The following is a 12,988-nucleotide window of genomic DNA, read 5'->3' on the forward strand; positions in this document are numbered from 1 at the left end:
TTGGACACAATTAGACGCGGTCAATACGACCAATTGGCGACAGCGTGGTCAGCGACTTCGGCGGAGTGGTCAGCAACTGGACACTTGGACCCCACCAGACGGGCTTGGACCACGTTGTACCGAGGACATGAAAAACCTGGACGGCGATTCAGTTGGCAATCACCCGTGTGAGTGACATCCTCGTGGTCAAGCCGTTATGCCGCCGAGTTCCGCAGCAACGCCAATTGCCTGCGGACGCATTCCGCGCATCCGGTTCGTAGCTGTTCCCGCACCAGCTGGTCCCCCGGCGCACGGTGACGCGCCGAGCCCTTTCCAGGAGTTCTGATGACCACCCCTACGCCCTACAACGGGGTTCCGCACCCCCGCAGGCGCTGTGCCACCTCCGGCACCAGCACGGTCCTGCTGGCGGCGGCCTCCTTCGTCTTCACCGCGTGGATGCTCGCGCACGACCACTCGCCGGTCGTCTCCGTGTCGACGACCGCCGCCGTGCTCGCGGTGACCATCACGCTGAGCCGCAGCCGGCCGTTCACCGCGAGGTTCGGACCGCTGCCGCCGGCGGGCTCGATGGTGGTCTGGGAGGACGACCAGCGATGACGGGCACCGAGGGCGACACGCTGGACCGGTTGAACCGCCTCTGGCCGCAGCTGCTGCTCGGTCTGTCGAGACCGGGCGGGCGTGCGGAGGCGATCGCCGCGTACCGCGAGGTCCACGCGATCCTCGAGGCGGAGCTCGGCACCGGTGCCGAACAGGTCCGGCCACTGATCCCGACGTCGACCACCGAGCTGCGGGCCGCGACCGAGGCCGAGTTCGTGGCGCTGTTGCGGAAGATCCACGCGCGGTCCGGGCTGACGCTGCCGGAACTTTCACGACGGGCGGGTGCGGTGACGTTGCCGCGCAGCCAGGCCTACTCGTTGCTCAAGCGCGACAAGCTGCCGACGAAGCCCGACCAGGTGCGGGCGTTCGTGGGCACGTGCGGGCTGTCCGAACCGCAGGTGGCCCGCGTGATGGAGCTGTGGGCGACGTTGCGCGAGCAGACCGAGCTCGCGGTGCGCGGGCCGGAGGACGACAAGCCGTTCGCCATTCTGATCGTGCGCAGCGCATGAGAAAGCCCCCGCCGGGAGAGCGGGGGCTTTCGCGTGCGATCAGGCGTCGACCTTCTCGCGTTCCTCGGCAGGAGCCACGGGAGGCTTCGGCAGGAACCTCTTGAGCAGCGGGAAGAACAGGATCACCACGATGACCACGTAGACGACGATCGCCATCGGGCTGTTGACCAGCCCGGTGAGCGAGCCGTCCGAGAGCTGCAGCGAGCGGCGCATCTGCTGTTCCGCGGCTGGGCCGAGGATCACGCCGATGATCGCGGGCAGCACCGGCAGGCCGTAGCGGCGCATGCCGAAGCCCAGCAGGCCGATCACGAACATCAGCAGCAGGTCGAAGATGTCCGCGTTCACCGCGTAGGCGCCGACCGAGGCGAAGAACAGGATGCCCGCGTACAGGTACGGGCGTGGGATGCGCAGCAGCTTCGCCCACAGCGGGGCCAGTGGCAGGTTCAGCACCAGCAGCAGGGTCAGGCCGATGAACAGCGACGCGATCAGCGCCCACACCAGGCCGGACTCGCGCTGGAAGAGCAACGGGCCCGGCTGGATGCCGTACTGCTGGAACGCGGCGAGCATGACGGCCGCGACCGCCGTGGTGGGCAGGCCCAGCGTCAGCATCGTGACGAGGGTGCCCGCTGCGGAGGCGGAGGCGGTGGACTCCGGGCCCGCCACGCCTTCGATGGCGCCCTTGCCGAACTCGTCCTTGTGCTTGGAGAGGCGCTTCTCCGTCACGTAGGACAGGAAGGTCGGGATCTCCGCGCCGCCGGCCGGGATCGCGCCGAACGGGAACCCGATCACCGGGCCGCGCAGCCACGGCTTCCAGGTGCGCTTGAGGTCCGCGCGGGACAGCCACGGGCGGCCTACCGGGATCGGTTCGAACGGCTTGCGGCGCAGGTGGGCCGCGACCCACAGGGCCTCGCCGACCGCGAACAGGGCGACCGCGACCACGACGATGTCGATGCCGTCGGCCAGGTGCAGCGATCCGAACGTGAGGCGTTGCTGGCCGGTCATCTCGTCGAGGCCGACCAGGCCGAGGGCCAGGCCGATGAGCAGCGACGCGAAGCCGCGGATCCGGGAGGCGCCGAGCACCGAGGTGACGGCGATGAACGCCAGCACCATCACCGCGAACAGGTCGGGGGCGCCGATGTCGACGGCGTGCTTGGCGACGAACGGGGCCAGCAGGACGATCAGGATCGTGCCGATGATGCCGCCGGTGAAGTGGCCGATGGCGGCGGCGGCAAGCGCTTGCGCTCCCCGTCCCTTGCGGGCCATGGGATTGCCTTCGAACGCGGCCACGACCGCGGCGCTCTCGCCTGGTGTGTTCAGCAGGATCGACGTGGTCGAGCCGCCGAACATGCCGCCGTAGTAGATGCCCGCGAACATGATGAACGCGCCGGTCGGCTCCATGCCGTAGGTGACGGGCAGCAGCAGGGCCACCGCCATGGCCGGGCCGATGCCCGGCAGGACACCGATCGCGGTGCCCAGCAGCACGCCGATCGCGGCGAGCAGCAGGTGTGTCGGCGTCAGCGCCGTGGCGAAGCCGTCGAGCAGTTGTTCCACCTAGAACACCTCCATCAACGGGCCACCGGGCAGGGGGACGCCGAGCAGGTTGTTGAACACCACGAAGGTGAAGATCGACAGGCCGGCCGCGAGCAACGGGTCGCGCACCAGGTTGCGGCTGCCCAGGGCGTAGGCCGCTCCCCAGAACAGGATCGCGCCGGAGATCGGGAACCCGACCACGCCGATCAGCACGGCGTTCGCGAGGAAAGCACCGCACAGCAGCAGAACCGTGCGCCAGTCGGCGGGGGCGGACAGGTCGACGTCCTCGCCGGCCTCCGCCTCGCCCTTGCCGCCGCGCAGCACGTCGCGGGCCAGCAGGGCGGCGACGACGAGCAGCAGCGAGCCGACCAGGACCGGCACCGCCTTCGGGCCGACCGGGCCGCGCTGGGCGAAGTCGGTGGGGATGCGCAGCGCGTCGGTGAGCACCAGCACGCCGAGCACGACCAGCAGAGCGCAGATGCCCAGCTCGGAGTGGTCGCGGAGCCAGCTCCTGCGCTCCGGTTTCGTCACGGTCGTCATGCCAGCCCCAAGTCCTTGAGCACCGTTGCCACCCGCTTGTTCTCGCTTTCCAGGAAGGTCCCGAACTCGTCTCCCGGCGCGAAGGCGTTCGTCCATCCGTTGCGCTGCAGGGCTTCCCTCCACTGCGGCGTCTTCTGGAGGTTCTGGAACACCTCGACCAGCTTCGCCTTGTCGGTCGGGGAGATGCCGGGAGGAGCGACGATGCCGCGCCAGTTCGTGAACTCGACGTCCACACCGGACTGCTGCAACGTCGGCGCGTCGATGCCGTTGATGCGGTCCTTGCTCGTCACCGCGAGCACCCGCAGCGTGCCGGCCTGGATCTGGTCGCGGTACTCGCCGACGCCCGAGACGCCGAACGCGACCTTGCCGCCCAGCACCGACGCCAGCAGCTCGCCGCCGCCGTCGAACGGGATGTAGTTGACCGTCTTGGGCGGCAGGCCCACGGCCTTGGCGATCAGCATCGGCGCCAGGTGGTCGGGGCCGCCGGGAGCAGAGCCGCCGCCGACCGTCACGGTGCCGGGGTTCGCCTTCCACGCGTCGACGAGTTGTTGCATCGACGTGTACGGCGAGTCCTTCGCGACCACGACGATGTCCGGCTCCTCGATCAGCTTCGCGATCGGGGTGGTGTCGAGCAGCGAGTTCGGCGACTTGTTCGTGTACACCGCGCCCACGACGCCCAGGCCCATCGACATGATCAGCTTGCCGTTGCCGCGCTCACCCACCGTGCGGCCCAGTCCGACCGTGCCGCCGGCGCCGGGGAGGTTGAACACCTCGGCGTTGCGCAGCAGGTCAGCGTCTTCCATGGCCTTCGCCGCCGTGCGCGCCGTGATGTCGTAACCGCCGCCAGGCGAGTTCGGCACCAGCACTCGCAACGCCCGCACCTGGTTGCTCTCGCCGCTGTCCGCACCCGGCGTCAGCAGCGGTGGCACGAGCAGGACGGCGAGCAACGCCGCCGCCACCGCCACCCACACCTTCACCGACACTGTGATCCCCGCCTCTCGTCCGCGTGGTTGGACATGTTGCTCTGGTGTAAACCTTGATGTCGCTCTTGCGCTTCTAAGGTTTCTTTCGGTCTTTCTGGTCACGGGAGGTCAGATGCGTCGCCGCCGTTCCCTGGCCAGTCAACTTCTCGCATGGCAACTCGTAGTCGTCACGCTGCTACTGGGTGCGGTGGGCGCGCTGACTGTCGTCCAGACGGGCAGCAACTTTCGCTCCAACGAGGAACGCCGGATGCTGTCGGTCGCCGAGACCGTCGCCGCGAACTCGCTGGTCCAGGAGCGGATGGGCAACTGGCGCGAGCTGTCGGCGCCCGCAGAGACGGCCCGCAGCCTGTCCGGTGCCTCCTACGTGTTGATCCTGAACGACCGGCGGCTCGTGATCGCCTCGCCGGACCCGTCGCAGATCGGGTCCACTCTGGACACCCGCACCACCGCGCTGGAGGGCCGCTCCTGGACGGGCACGGTCCGCGACTCGATCGAGGCGCACGTGCCGGTGTTCGACCCGCTGAGCCGCCGGGTCAACGGCATGGTGGTCGCGGGCGCGGAGGATCCCGGGGTCTTCGCCGGCGCGCTGGAGCAGCCCGTGGACGTGCTGCGCTACCTGGCGATCGCGCTGATCATCGGCGTGACCGGGTCGTTGCTGCTGGCCCGCCGGGTGAAGAACCAGACGCTCGGGCTGGAGCCGCACGAGATCACCGCGCTGGTCGAGAACCGCGAGGCGTTGCTGCACGGCATCCGCGAGGGCGTCGTCGGGCTCGACGGGCAGAACCGGATCACGCTGGTCAACGACCACGCGAGCGCCCTGCTGGCGTTGCCGGAGGACGCGGTCGGCCGCTCGGTCGAGGAGCTGGAGCTCAACGACCGGCTGCGGGACGTGCTGACCGGCCGCGCGACCGGTGTCGACCAGCTGGTGCTGCGCCAGGGCGTCGTGCTGACGTTGAACCGCATGCCGATCGACGGCGGCGAGGGCGCGGTCGTGACGTTGCGAGACCGCACGGAACTCCTTGCGCTGCAACACGAACTCGACGCCTCCCAGCACGCGACCGACACGCTGCGGGCGCAGGCGCACGAGTTCGCGAACCGGCTGCACACCATCGCCGGACTGATCTCGTTGAAGGAGTACGACGAGGTCACCCACTACATTCACCAGATCAGTTCAGCGCAGGACCAGTGGCGGACCGAGGTCGGTTCGTCGATCGGCGATCCCGCCGTGGCCGCGCTGCTGATCGCCAAGGCGTCGCTCGCGGCCGAACGCGGCACGGCGCTGCGGCTGGGCCCGGACAGCGTGCTGGGCAGGGTCGACGAGGCCCTGTCCGCGGATCTGGTGATGGTGCTGGGAAATCTCGTCGACAACGCGTTGGACGCGCTGAGTTCGCCGAGCGGCAACGGAGCTGGGAAGTGGATCGAGGTGGGTGTGGTGCAGTTGGACGACGAGGTCCAGGTCGTGGTGCGCGACTCCGGTCCCGGGGTGGCGCCGGAACTCGCGGAAGAGGTGTTCCGGCACGGGTTCACGACCAAGGCGGCATCGCACGGTGAACGCGGCATCGGCCTCGCGCTGATCAGGCGGGCCTGCCTGCGGCGCGGTGGTTCGGTGACCGTGTCCGGCTCGGTCTTCACGGCAAGGCTGCCCTGGTGATCCGGGTGCTGGTCGTCGACGACGACTTCATGGTGGCCAAGGTGCACAGCGGGTACGTCGCGCGCACCGGCGGGTTCGAGGTCGTCGGGGTCGCGCACACCGGCGGGGACGCGTTGCGGCTGGTGCGGGAGTTGAAGCCCGACCTCGTGCTGCTCGACGTCTACCTACCGGACGTCAACGGGCTCGAAGTGCTGAAGTCGTTGCGCGCCAACGAGGACGTCGACGTCATCGTGATCACGGCGGCGACCGACGTCGACACCGTGCGCAGTGCGATGCGCGGAGGCGTGCTGCACTACCTGATCAAGCCGTTCGACTACCCGGCTCTGCGCGACCAGCTCGCGCACTTCGCGTCGTTGCGCGAGAAGCTGCACCGGCTCGACTCGGCCGGACAGGCGGACGTGGACCAGGTGTTCGGTGCCCGGCCGACCTCGAAACCGTTGCTGCCCAAGGGGTTGACGCCGGAGACCGCGCGGCTCGTGGAGAACGCCCTGAGGGCACACCCGGAAGGGCAGTCGGCGTCGGAGTGCGCTTCGTCGACCGGGGTGGCCCGGGTGAGCGCGCGCCGGTACCTGGAGCACTTCGTGTCGGTGGGACGGGCCGAGGTTCGCCTGCGGTACGGCGGAACCGGCCGGCCCGAACGGATCTACGCGCTAGTCCCAGGAGCCTGAACGACCGCGGCCGCGCTTGGTGTCCGCACGGCGCTTCTTCGAGGCGATGCGGCGTTCCTGCGAACCCCTGGTGGGCTTGGTCGCCCTGCGCACCGGAGGCGGCGGCGCGGCGGCCTCGCGCAGGATCACGGCGAGGCGTTCCCGAGCCGCGGCGCGGTTCTGCAGCTGGGCCCGGTGCTCGGAGGCGGCGATCGTGATCACGCCGTCGACGAGCCGCCCGGCCAGCCGGTCGAGCATCCGCGCCTTGAGGTGCTCGGGGACCGACGGCGAGGCAGCCAGGTCGAACGAGAGCTCGACGCGGCTGTCCGCCGTGTTCACTCCCTGCCCGCCCGGCCCACCTGACCTGGAAAAACGTTCGCGCAACTCGGACGCCGGCAGCACCAGCGTCCTCGTCACGGTCACGTCGTTCATGCCTTCAGGTTAGAACGTCAGGCCCGGCAGTGTCGCGATCTTTATCAGCTCCTCGGCGTCGAGCACAGGCGCGGACCGCTGGACCGTCCCACCGGGGTTCGGCTCGCCCCGGACGTCGTCGCTGAAGCTGCCCAGGTTGTCGCCGGTGACCGTGACGGTCGAGCCGTCCAGGCGGAAGGCGGTGACGTAGACGAGCTGAGCGGCCGGATTGCCGGGGATCGGGAACTGGGTGATGCGCAGCTTGATGCCGTCGCGTTCCTCTGTGCGGCAGACGGGCGCTTCGCAGAGACCGAAGTTCTGGGACGTGCGGTCGATCTTGATCGTCACACCACCGACGCCCTGGGCGTCACGCAGCCTCGCGACCGCGCGGAGGAAACCGTCCGGGGTGTTGGTGGTCGCGTCGCGGGTGAAGAACACGAACGCCTGCGCGTTGATCTCGGGGACGTCCTCGGCGGTGACACCGGCAGGCAGTGCGTACTGCCTGCGCAGCATCTTGGTCAGCTCGGCGCTGCGGTCGACCACACCCCCGGCGTCCTGGGACGTCGCCGGTGCCGACGCCTTGTGCGGTGTCGCCGCCAGGTATCCGGTCACGCCGACCCCGGCGAGCAGCGTGAACACCATCGCCCCCGCGATCGCCGTGCGCCGGCGGACGAGCTTGGTCTTGCCCCTGCGGATCACCTCTGAGGTGTAGATCCGCGACACCGGCTCGTTCTCCAGCAGGTCGCGCAACGCGGCGAGTCCCTTGGCGGCCTGGCTCTTCACCGTGCCCTCCGTCCTGCCGAGGATGCGGGCGGTCTCGGTGATGCTCAGGTCCTCCCAGTACCGCAGCACGACGACAGCGCGTTGCCCCGGCGGCAACGCGTCGAGGGCCCTGCGGAGGTCCACGTCGGAGGCGGCGTCCGTGACCGCGCTCTCGGGCACGGCGTCGACGATGCGTTCGCGCTGGAAGAACCCGCGCCGGGTCTCGTCGATCGCGGTGCGCACCAGCACTTTGCGGGCGTAGGCGTCGACGCTGTCCTTGCGCACGCGCGCCCAGGCCACGTACATCTTGATCAGCGACTGCTGGACTATGTCCTCCGCGCGGTGCCAGTCGCCGCACAGCAAGTAGGCCGTGCGGCGCATGACGAGAGCGCGTGCGTCGACGAACTCCCCGAACTCGCGGTCGCGGTCCAAGTGCCCCTCCTCGGTCGCCGCTTAGTACGCGACGACCGGTTCAGGAGGTTGCCTCAGAAACGCGGGTGATCGCCAACGAGCTTGGCGCCGCCCTCTTCGGACTTGGTGATCTCGCCGAGCACCCACGCCGGCACGTGGCGGGCGGTGAGGACGGCCAGCGCGCGGTCGACGTCCTCGGGCGCGACGACGGCGACCATGCCGACGCCCATGTTGAACGCCTTCTCCATCTCCTCGCGCTCCACGCGGCCGCGCTGGGCGATGAGCTGGAACACCGGCGCGGGCGTCCAGGTGCCGCGGTCGAGCGTCGCGTGCAGGCCCTGGGGCAGCACGCGGGCCAGGTTCGCGGCCAGGCCACCACCGGTGACGTGGGAGAAGCAGCGGACCTCTGTCTCGGCGATCAGCGCCAGGCAGTCCTTGGCGTAGATCTTGGTCGGCTCCAGCATCTCCTCGCCGAGGGTGCGGCCGAACTCCTCGACGTGGCCCTCCAGCGGCATCCGCGCGATCTCCAGCAGCACGTGCCTCGCGAGCGAGTACCCGTTGGAGTGCAGGCCGGACGAGCCCATCGCGATCACGACGTCGCCGTCGCGGACGCGCTCGGGACCGAGCAGCTTGGAGTGCTCGACCACGCCGACGCCGGTGCCGGAGATGTCGTAGTCGTCGTCGCCCATCAGGCCGGGGTGCTCGGCGGTCTCGCCGCCGAGCAGCGCGCAACCGGCCTGGACACAGCCTTCGGCGATGCCCTTGACCAGCGACGCGATCCGGTCGGGGACGACCTTGCCGACCGCGATGTAGTCCTGCACGAACAACGGCTCGGCACCGCAGACGACCAGGTCGTCCACGATCATGGCGACGAGGTCGATGCCGACGGTGTCGTGCTTGTCGAGCGCCTGCGCGATCGCGATCTTGGTGCCGACGCCGTCCGTGGACGAGGCGAGGATCGGCTCCTTCCAGCGGTCGAGCTTGAGCTGGAACAGGCCGGCGAAGCCACCGATCCCACCGAGCACCTCGGGCCGGTGCGCCTTGGCCGCCCACGGCTTGAGCTTCTCCACCGCCTCGTCACCTGCGGCGATACTGACTCCGGCGGCGGCGTAGGTGGCCTTGGCGCTGTCGGTCACGTCAACTTCTTCCACTTGGATCTGAGATGCCTAAGGACGACGCAGGGCGTCTTCGGCACCATAGCCGCTCGCCAGAACGGGAGCGGCTGAGCCCGACACGCCCTTGAGGCCCTCGAGCAGGTGCTTGCCGATGAGCGCGTCCTGCGGCAGTTCGATCGGGTACTCGCCGTCGAAGCAGGCCGAGCACAGCCGCGTCTTGGGCTGCTCCGTGGCCGCGATGAGCTGGTCCAGCGACACGTACCCGAGCGAGTCGGCGCCGACCGAGCGACGGATGCCGTCGTCGTCCAGGCCGTTCGCGATGAGCTCCGCGCGCGAGGCGAAGTCGATGCCGTAGAAGCAGGGCCACTTGACGGGCGGCGACGCGATCCGCACGTGCACCTCGAGCGCACCGGCCTCGCGCAGCATGCGCACGAGCGCGCGCTGGGTGTTGCCGCGCACGATCGAGTCGTCCACGACGACCAGGCGCTTGCCCCGGATGACGTCGCGCAGCGGGTTCAGCTTCAGCCGGATGCCGAGCTGGCGGATGGTCTGCGACGGCTGGATGAACGTCCGGCCGACGTAGGCGTTCTTGACCAGGCCCGACCCGTACGGGATGCCGCTGGCCTGCGCGTAGCCGATGGCCGCCGGCGTGCCGGACTCCGGCACCGGGATCACCAGGTCGGCCTCGACCGGGTGCTCCTTGGCGAGGCGGCGGCCGATCTCGACGCGGGTGGCGTGCACGCCACGTCCGGAGATCGTCGTGTCCGGCCGCGCCAGGTAGACGTACTCGAAGATGCAGCCCTTGGGTTCGGGCGTCGCGAACCGGGTCGACCGCAGGCCGTCCTCGTCGATCGCGATCAGCTCGCCGGGCTCGACCTCGCGCACGAAGCTCGCGCCGACGATGTCGAGCGCCGCCGTCTCGCTCGCCACGACCCAGCCGCGCTCCAACCGGCCGAGCACCAGCGGGCGCACGCCGTGCGGGTCACGCGCCGCGTAGAGGGTGGACTCGTCGGAGAAGGTCAGGCAGTACGCGCCCTTGACCGTGGGCAGCAGCTCCAGCGCGGCCTGCTCGATGCCCTTGTCGGCCGCCGCGTGGGCGAGCAGGCCGCAGAGGATGTCCGAGTCGGTGGTGGCGCCGTTGCGCTCGATGATGCCGAGACCCTTGGCCTTCTCCAGCAGCTCGGCGGTGTTCACCAGGTTGCCGTTGTGGCCGAGGCTCAGCGCACTGCCGGTGGCCGTCGTCCGGAACGTCGGCTGGGCGTTCTCCCAGGTCGTGGACCCGGTGGTGGAGTAACGGCAGTGCCCGACGGCCACGTGGCCCTTGAGGCTCTGCAGGACCTGCTCGTCGAACACCTGGCTGACGAGACCGAGATCCTTGAAGACGACGACCTGAGTCCCGTCGCCGACCGAGATGCCGGCCGCCTCCTGCCCGCGGTGCTGCAGGGCGTAGAGGCCGTAGTAGGTCATCTTGGAGACGTCTTCACCCGGAGCCCAGACGCCGAAGACGCCACACTCCTCACGGGGTTCCTGTTCGGACTGGGAATGGTCGTCGACCACCGAATTGGCTCCCTCACGAATGGGGCTGGCTGCACCCCGAGTGTATGTGGAGCACCACGTGGTAGACCCCCCTCGAACCCCTGGTGAGGTGATGAAACTCATGCCTTCCGGCACTGTTCGAGGGTCAGCGGTAGGCCGTTCAGGTACTCGAAGCCGTCGGACACTTCCCGCGCCGCACAGATGATCTCGTCGCCCGTGGTCGCGGTCACACCGTCGCTCGCGAAGTCGTCCGGCTCGACGAAGGCGTCCTTGAAGGCGTCGGGCTCGGGGGCGCCGGACGGCAGCTCGCCGACCGGTGCCAGGTACAGGCGGGTGGTGCAGAGGGTGTCGCTGTAGCCGTCGTAGCAGGGGTTGATGCGGGTGACCTCGAAGCGGATCTCGTTCTCCCAGCGGCCGCAGGCGGTGAGGGCGAGGCAGGCGGCGAGTGCCGCGATGATCTTGCGCATCAAGCCTTCCTGCACCGGAGCAGATCGGTCTGAACGGTGTTGGTTTGCAGCGCACCGATCGTGCGCTGCTTCGCGATGCAGACGACCTCGTCGCCGACTTCGACATCACCGTCGACCTCTTCGGCTTCGACGATCCTGCCGGTGAAGTTCTCCCGGTCGAACGCATCGTCGGGCAGTTCGCCGACCAGGTCGAGCCACACCTCCGTGCGGCCGGCGTAGGTCGGCTGGGCCGGCTGTTCCTCGACCTTGGACACCTTCAGCCTGACCTCGGACTGCCAGTCGCCCGCGCACCCGGTGAGCACGAGACACGTCACGAGAACTGCCGCGATCCTGCGCATCAGGCCTTCTCACACGAGGACACGTCGGTCCTGATCGTCGACGTTCGGGTGTAGCCCCCGGACTTCTGCTCGGCCCAGCAGAGGAACTGGTCGCCCACCTCGAAGTCACCGCGAAACGTCCGATAGCTGACGACCGCGGGCGTCAGCGTCAGAGGCTCGAAGACGTCGTCCGGTGGTTCGCCGACCAGTTCGAGCCGCACCTCGGCGTTCTGCGGGTTTTCCGGAAAGGGCCGATCGAAGATCTTGGTGACCTCGTAGCGGACCTGCTGCCGCCACTCCGAGGCGCCGCAACCCGCCAGGACGAGACCAGCCGCGAGCACGGCGGCGATCTTGCGCATCACGCCTTCTTGCAGCTGTTCAGGTGCGTGACGACGTTCGAGTTCCCGAACGCGTTCCCCTTCTCCTGCTCGACCTGGCAGACCACCTCGTCGCCGACTCGGGCACCATCGATCCGGGACGTCTGCATGGGCCACTTCTTCAAGTTCTCGGGTTCCAACGCCCCCTTGGGCGCATCCCCCACCAGTTCGAGGTCGAAGAATTCAGTCGGGCCGGTGGCGTGCGTTGAGACGATCTTGTACTGGAGCTCCTGTTGCCAGGACGCCGAACACCCGGTCAGCAACAGGCAACCGAGCAACACCGCGGAGAACTTTCGCATCAGTGCCCCCGTCCGACCTGGAGGACGTCCAGGACGCGCCGGTCGCCGGTCATCTCCTTGAAGTTCATGCGGTTCCAGAGCCAGAAGTAGACGACCTCGGCCTCGCCGGTCACCTGCGCGTCGCCCTCCTCCCCGGGAGCGGCGGCGCGGATCTCCGGCACCTCCTCCGGTGCCAGGGAGATCAACCACGACTCTGGGACGTCGGTCGGTCGGACAGTGGCGGTGGCGGCCACCATGTTCGGCACGTCACCGTCGAGCTTGGCCGCGACGATCGTCGTCAGCACCTCGTCGATGCCGTCCACGCAAAGATCGGCATCCGTGGCCACGACCTCGCGGACGACCGTCTGCGCGTCGAACCTGCGAAGCACGGTCTCGTGCGCGATCCGGCGGTGCCACACCCACGCGAGGTCGGGCGCGGCCGGCGAGAAGGTCCACACGGGGCGATTTCCCGGCACGGCCGTCAGGATCTCCGCAGCCGTGGTCAGCTGCAGGTCGAGGTATTCGAGCGGAGACAGCCCGGCCTGCGGAGGCGCCGGCCGCATCGCCGTGCGGCTGCCGGTGCGCAGGTACGCGGTGGAGGTCTCCAGGAAGCGGCCGAGGTGGATCACCAGGTCCTGCACGGTCCATCCCGGCCGCGTCGGCACCGGGGTGGCCGGATCCACGTCTGCCACTGCCTTGCGGAACATCTCCGCCTGCTCGATGAACACAGCGGTCCACCGCTGGGCCGTCCACCCTGTCTGCACCATGAACGACATCGTGCCCGAAACGGTCTACGGGTGAGTGTGGAACCGGCCATGATGTATTTGCGTCGCAGTGATCGACGACCAACAGGGGGTGGC

Annotated in this window: 16 protein-coding genes; 4 read left to right on the plus strand and 12 right to left on the minus strand. The window is 69.1% G+C overall.

Annotated elements, in window-relative coordinates:
* The first annotated feature begins 324 nt into the window (after positions 1 to 324).
* A complete protein-coding gene (locus tag IEY88_RS24925; RefSeq protein WP_189157270.1) occupies positions 325 to 594 on the plus strand; it encodes a hypothetical protein in 270 nt (89 codons plus the stop codon).
* Positions 591 to 1,103 (plus strand): BTAD domain-containing putative transcriptional regulator, encoded by a 513-nt coding sequence (locus IEY88_RS24930; protein ID WP_189157271.1) that lies wholly within the window; start codon positions 591 to 593, stop codon positions 1,101 to 1,103. Before IEY88_RS24925 ends, IEY88_RS24930 begins: the two co-directional genes overlap by 4 nt.
* 39 nt (positions 1,104 to 1,142) lie before the next feature.
* Here IEY88_RS24930 and IEY88_RS24935 read toward each other — a convergent pair whose 3' ends face one another.
* From IEY88_RS24935 to IEY88_RS24945, 3 genes are read right to left on the minus strand one after another with little or no spacing between them, the layout of a single operon-like run.
* Positions 1,143 to 2,654, minus strand: a complete 1,512-nt coding sequence (locus tag IEY88_RS24935) for a tripartite tricarboxylate transporter permease (RefSeq protein ID WP_189157272.1) — start codon at positions 2,652 to 2,654, stop codon at positions 1,143 to 1,145.
* A complete protein-coding gene (locus tag IEY88_RS24940; RefSeq protein WP_189157273.1) occupies positions 2,655 to 3,173 on the minus strand; it encodes a tripartite tricarboxylate transporter TctB family protein in 519 nt (172 codons plus the stop codon).
* A complete protein-coding gene (locus tag IEY88_RS24945; RefSeq protein ID WP_189157544.1) occupies positions 3,170 to 4,138 on the minus strand; it encodes a Bug family tripartite tricarboxylate transporter substrate binding protein in 969 nt (322 codons plus the stop codon). The genes IEY88_RS24940 and IEY88_RS24945 overlap by 4 nt, the downstream gene beginning before the upstream one ends.
* A 130-nt stretch (positions 4,139 to 4,268) precedes the next feature.
* Here IEY88_RS24945 and IEY88_RS24950 point away from each other — a divergent pair, with 130 nt between their 5' ends.
* Both IEY88_RS24950 and IEY88_RS24955 read left to right on the plus strand, forming a co-directional pair.
* Positions 4,269 to 5,807 carry a sensor histidine kinase gene (locus IEY88_RS24950; protein ID WP_189157274.1) on the plus strand — a complete coding sequence of 513 codons (1,539 nt, stop codon included), beginning with the start codon at positions 4,269 to 4,271 and terminating at the stop codon, positions 5,805 to 5,807.
* Positions 5,804 to 6,475: a response regulator gene (locus tag IEY88_RS24955; RefSeq protein ID WP_189157275.1), complete on the plus strand. Its 672-nt coding sequence runs from the start codon at positions 5,804 to 5,806 to the stop codon at positions 6,473 to 6,475. Before IEY88_RS24950 ends, IEY88_RS24955 begins: the two co-directional genes overlap by 4 nt.
* Here the strand turns inward: IEY88_RS24955 and arfB are convergent.
* The 9 genes from arfB to IEY88_RS25000 all read right to left on the minus strand — a co-directional run bounded on the left by arfB (position 6,458) and on the right by IEY88_RS25000 (position 12,895).
* Positions 6,458 to 6,886: an alternative ribosome rescue aminoacyl-tRNA hydrolase ArfB gene (gene arfB / locus IEY88_RS24960; protein ID WP_189157276.1), complete on the minus strand. Its 429-nt coding sequence runs from the start codon at positions 6,884 to 6,886 to the stop codon at positions 6,458 to 6,460. The genes IEY88_RS24955 and arfB overlap by 18 nt on opposite strands.
* Positions 6,887 to 6,895: 9 nt before the next feature.
* Positions 6,896 to 8,059: a SigE family RNA polymerase sigma factor gene (locus tag IEY88_RS45740; protein WP_229693732.1), complete on the minus strand. Its 1,164-nt coding sequence runs from the start codon at positions 8,057 to 8,059 to the stop codon at positions 6,896 to 6,898.
* A gap of 53 nt (positions 8,060 to 8,112) precedes the next feature.
* Positions 8,113 to 9,174 (minus strand): phosphoribosylformylglycinamidine cyclo-ligase, encoded by a 1,062-nt coding sequence (gene purM, locus IEY88_RS24970; protein WP_189157277.1) that lies wholly within the window; start codon positions 9,172 to 9,174, stop codon positions 8,113 to 8,115.
* Between the two features lie 30 nt (positions 9,175 to 9,204).
* Entirely contained in the window at positions 9,205 to 10,710 is a 1,506-nt protein-coding gene (gene purF / locus IEY88_RS24975; RefSeq protein ID WP_189157278.1) for an amidophosphoribosyltransferase, read from the minus strand.
* A 98-nt stretch (positions 10,711 to 10,808) separates the two neighbouring features.
* Positions 10,809 to 11,156: a hypothetical protein gene (locus IEY88_RS24980; RefSeq protein ID WP_189157279.1), complete on the minus strand. Its 348-nt coding sequence runs from the start codon at positions 11,154 to 11,156 to the stop codon at positions 10,809 to 10,811.
* Positions 11,156 to 11,494 (minus strand): hypothetical protein, encoded by a 339-nt coding sequence (locus IEY88_RS24985; RefSeq protein ID WP_189157280.1) that lies wholly within the window; start codon positions 11,492 to 11,494, stop codon positions 11,156 to 11,158. The genes IEY88_RS24980 and IEY88_RS24985 overlap by 1 nt, the downstream gene beginning before the upstream one ends.
* Complete coding sequence (locus tag IEY88_RS24990; RefSeq protein ID WP_189157281.1) at positions 11,494 to 11,832, minus strand: hypothetical protein; 339 nt, start codon at positions 11,830 to 11,832, stop codon at positions 11,494 to 11,496. The genes IEY88_RS24985 and IEY88_RS24990 overlap by 1 nt, the downstream gene beginning before the upstream one ends.
* Positions 11,832 to 12,149, minus strand: coding sequence for a hypothetical protein (locus IEY88_RS24995; protein WP_189157282.1), 318 nt, complete (start codon positions 12,147 to 12,149; stop codon positions 11,832 to 11,834). Before IEY88_RS24995 ends, IEY88_RS24990 begins: the two co-directional genes overlap by 1 nt.
* Positions 12,149 to 12,895, minus strand: coding sequence for a maleylpyruvate isomerase N-terminal domain-containing protein (locus tag IEY88_RS25000; RefSeq protein WP_229693733.1), 747 nt, complete (start codon positions 12,893 to 12,895; stop codon positions 12,149 to 12,151). The genes IEY88_RS24995 and IEY88_RS25000 overlap by 1 nt, the downstream gene beginning before the upstream one ends.
* Between the last annotated feature and the right edge of the window lie 93 nt (positions 12,896 to 12,988).

Source organism: Lentzea pudingi (assembly GCF_014646255.1).
GTDB lineage: Bacteria > Actinomycetota > Actinomycetes > Mycobacteriales > Pseudonocardiaceae > Lentzea > Lentzea pudingi.

Coding starts and splice junctions, on each gene's coding strand:
- IEY88_RS24925 (WP_189157270.1), top strand. CDS start 325: ATGACCACCCCTACGCCCTACAACGGGGTTCCGCACCCCCGCAGGCGC.
- IEY88_RS24930 (WP_189157271.1), top strand. CDS start 591: ATGACGGGCACCGAGGGCGACACGCTGGACCGGTTGAACCGCCTCTGG.
- IEY88_RS24940 (WP_189157273.1), bottom strand. CDS start 3,173: ATGACGACCGTGACGAAACCGGAGCGCAGGAGCTGGCTCCGCGACCAC.
- IEY88_RS24950 (WP_189157274.1), top strand. CDS start 4,269: ATGCGTCGCCGCCGTTCCCTGGCCAGTCAACTTCTCGCATGGCAACTC.
- arfB (WP_189157276.1), bottom strand. CDS start 6,886: ATGAACGACGTGACCGTGACGAGGACGCTGGTGCTGCCGGCGTCCGAG.
- IEY88_RS24980 (WP_189157279.1), bottom strand. CDS start 11,156: ATGCGCAAGATCATCGCGGCACTCGCCGCCTGCCTCGCCCTCACCGCC.
- IEY88_RS24985 (WP_189157280.1), bottom strand. CDS start 11,494: ATGCGCAGGATCGCGGCAGTTCTCGTGACGTGTCTCGTGCTCACCGGG.
- IEY88_RS24990 (WP_189157281.1), bottom strand. CDS start 11,832: ATGCGCAAGATCGCCGCCGTGCTCGCGGCTGGTCTCGTCCTGGCGGGT.
- IEY88_RS24995 (WP_189157282.1), bottom strand. CDS start 12,149: ATGCGAAAGTTCTCCGCGGTGTTGCTCGGTTGCCTGTTGCTGACCGGG.
- IEY88_RS25000 (WP_229693733.1), bottom strand. CDS start 12,895: ATGGTGCAGACAGGGTGGACGGCCCAGCGGTGGACCGCTGTGTTCATC.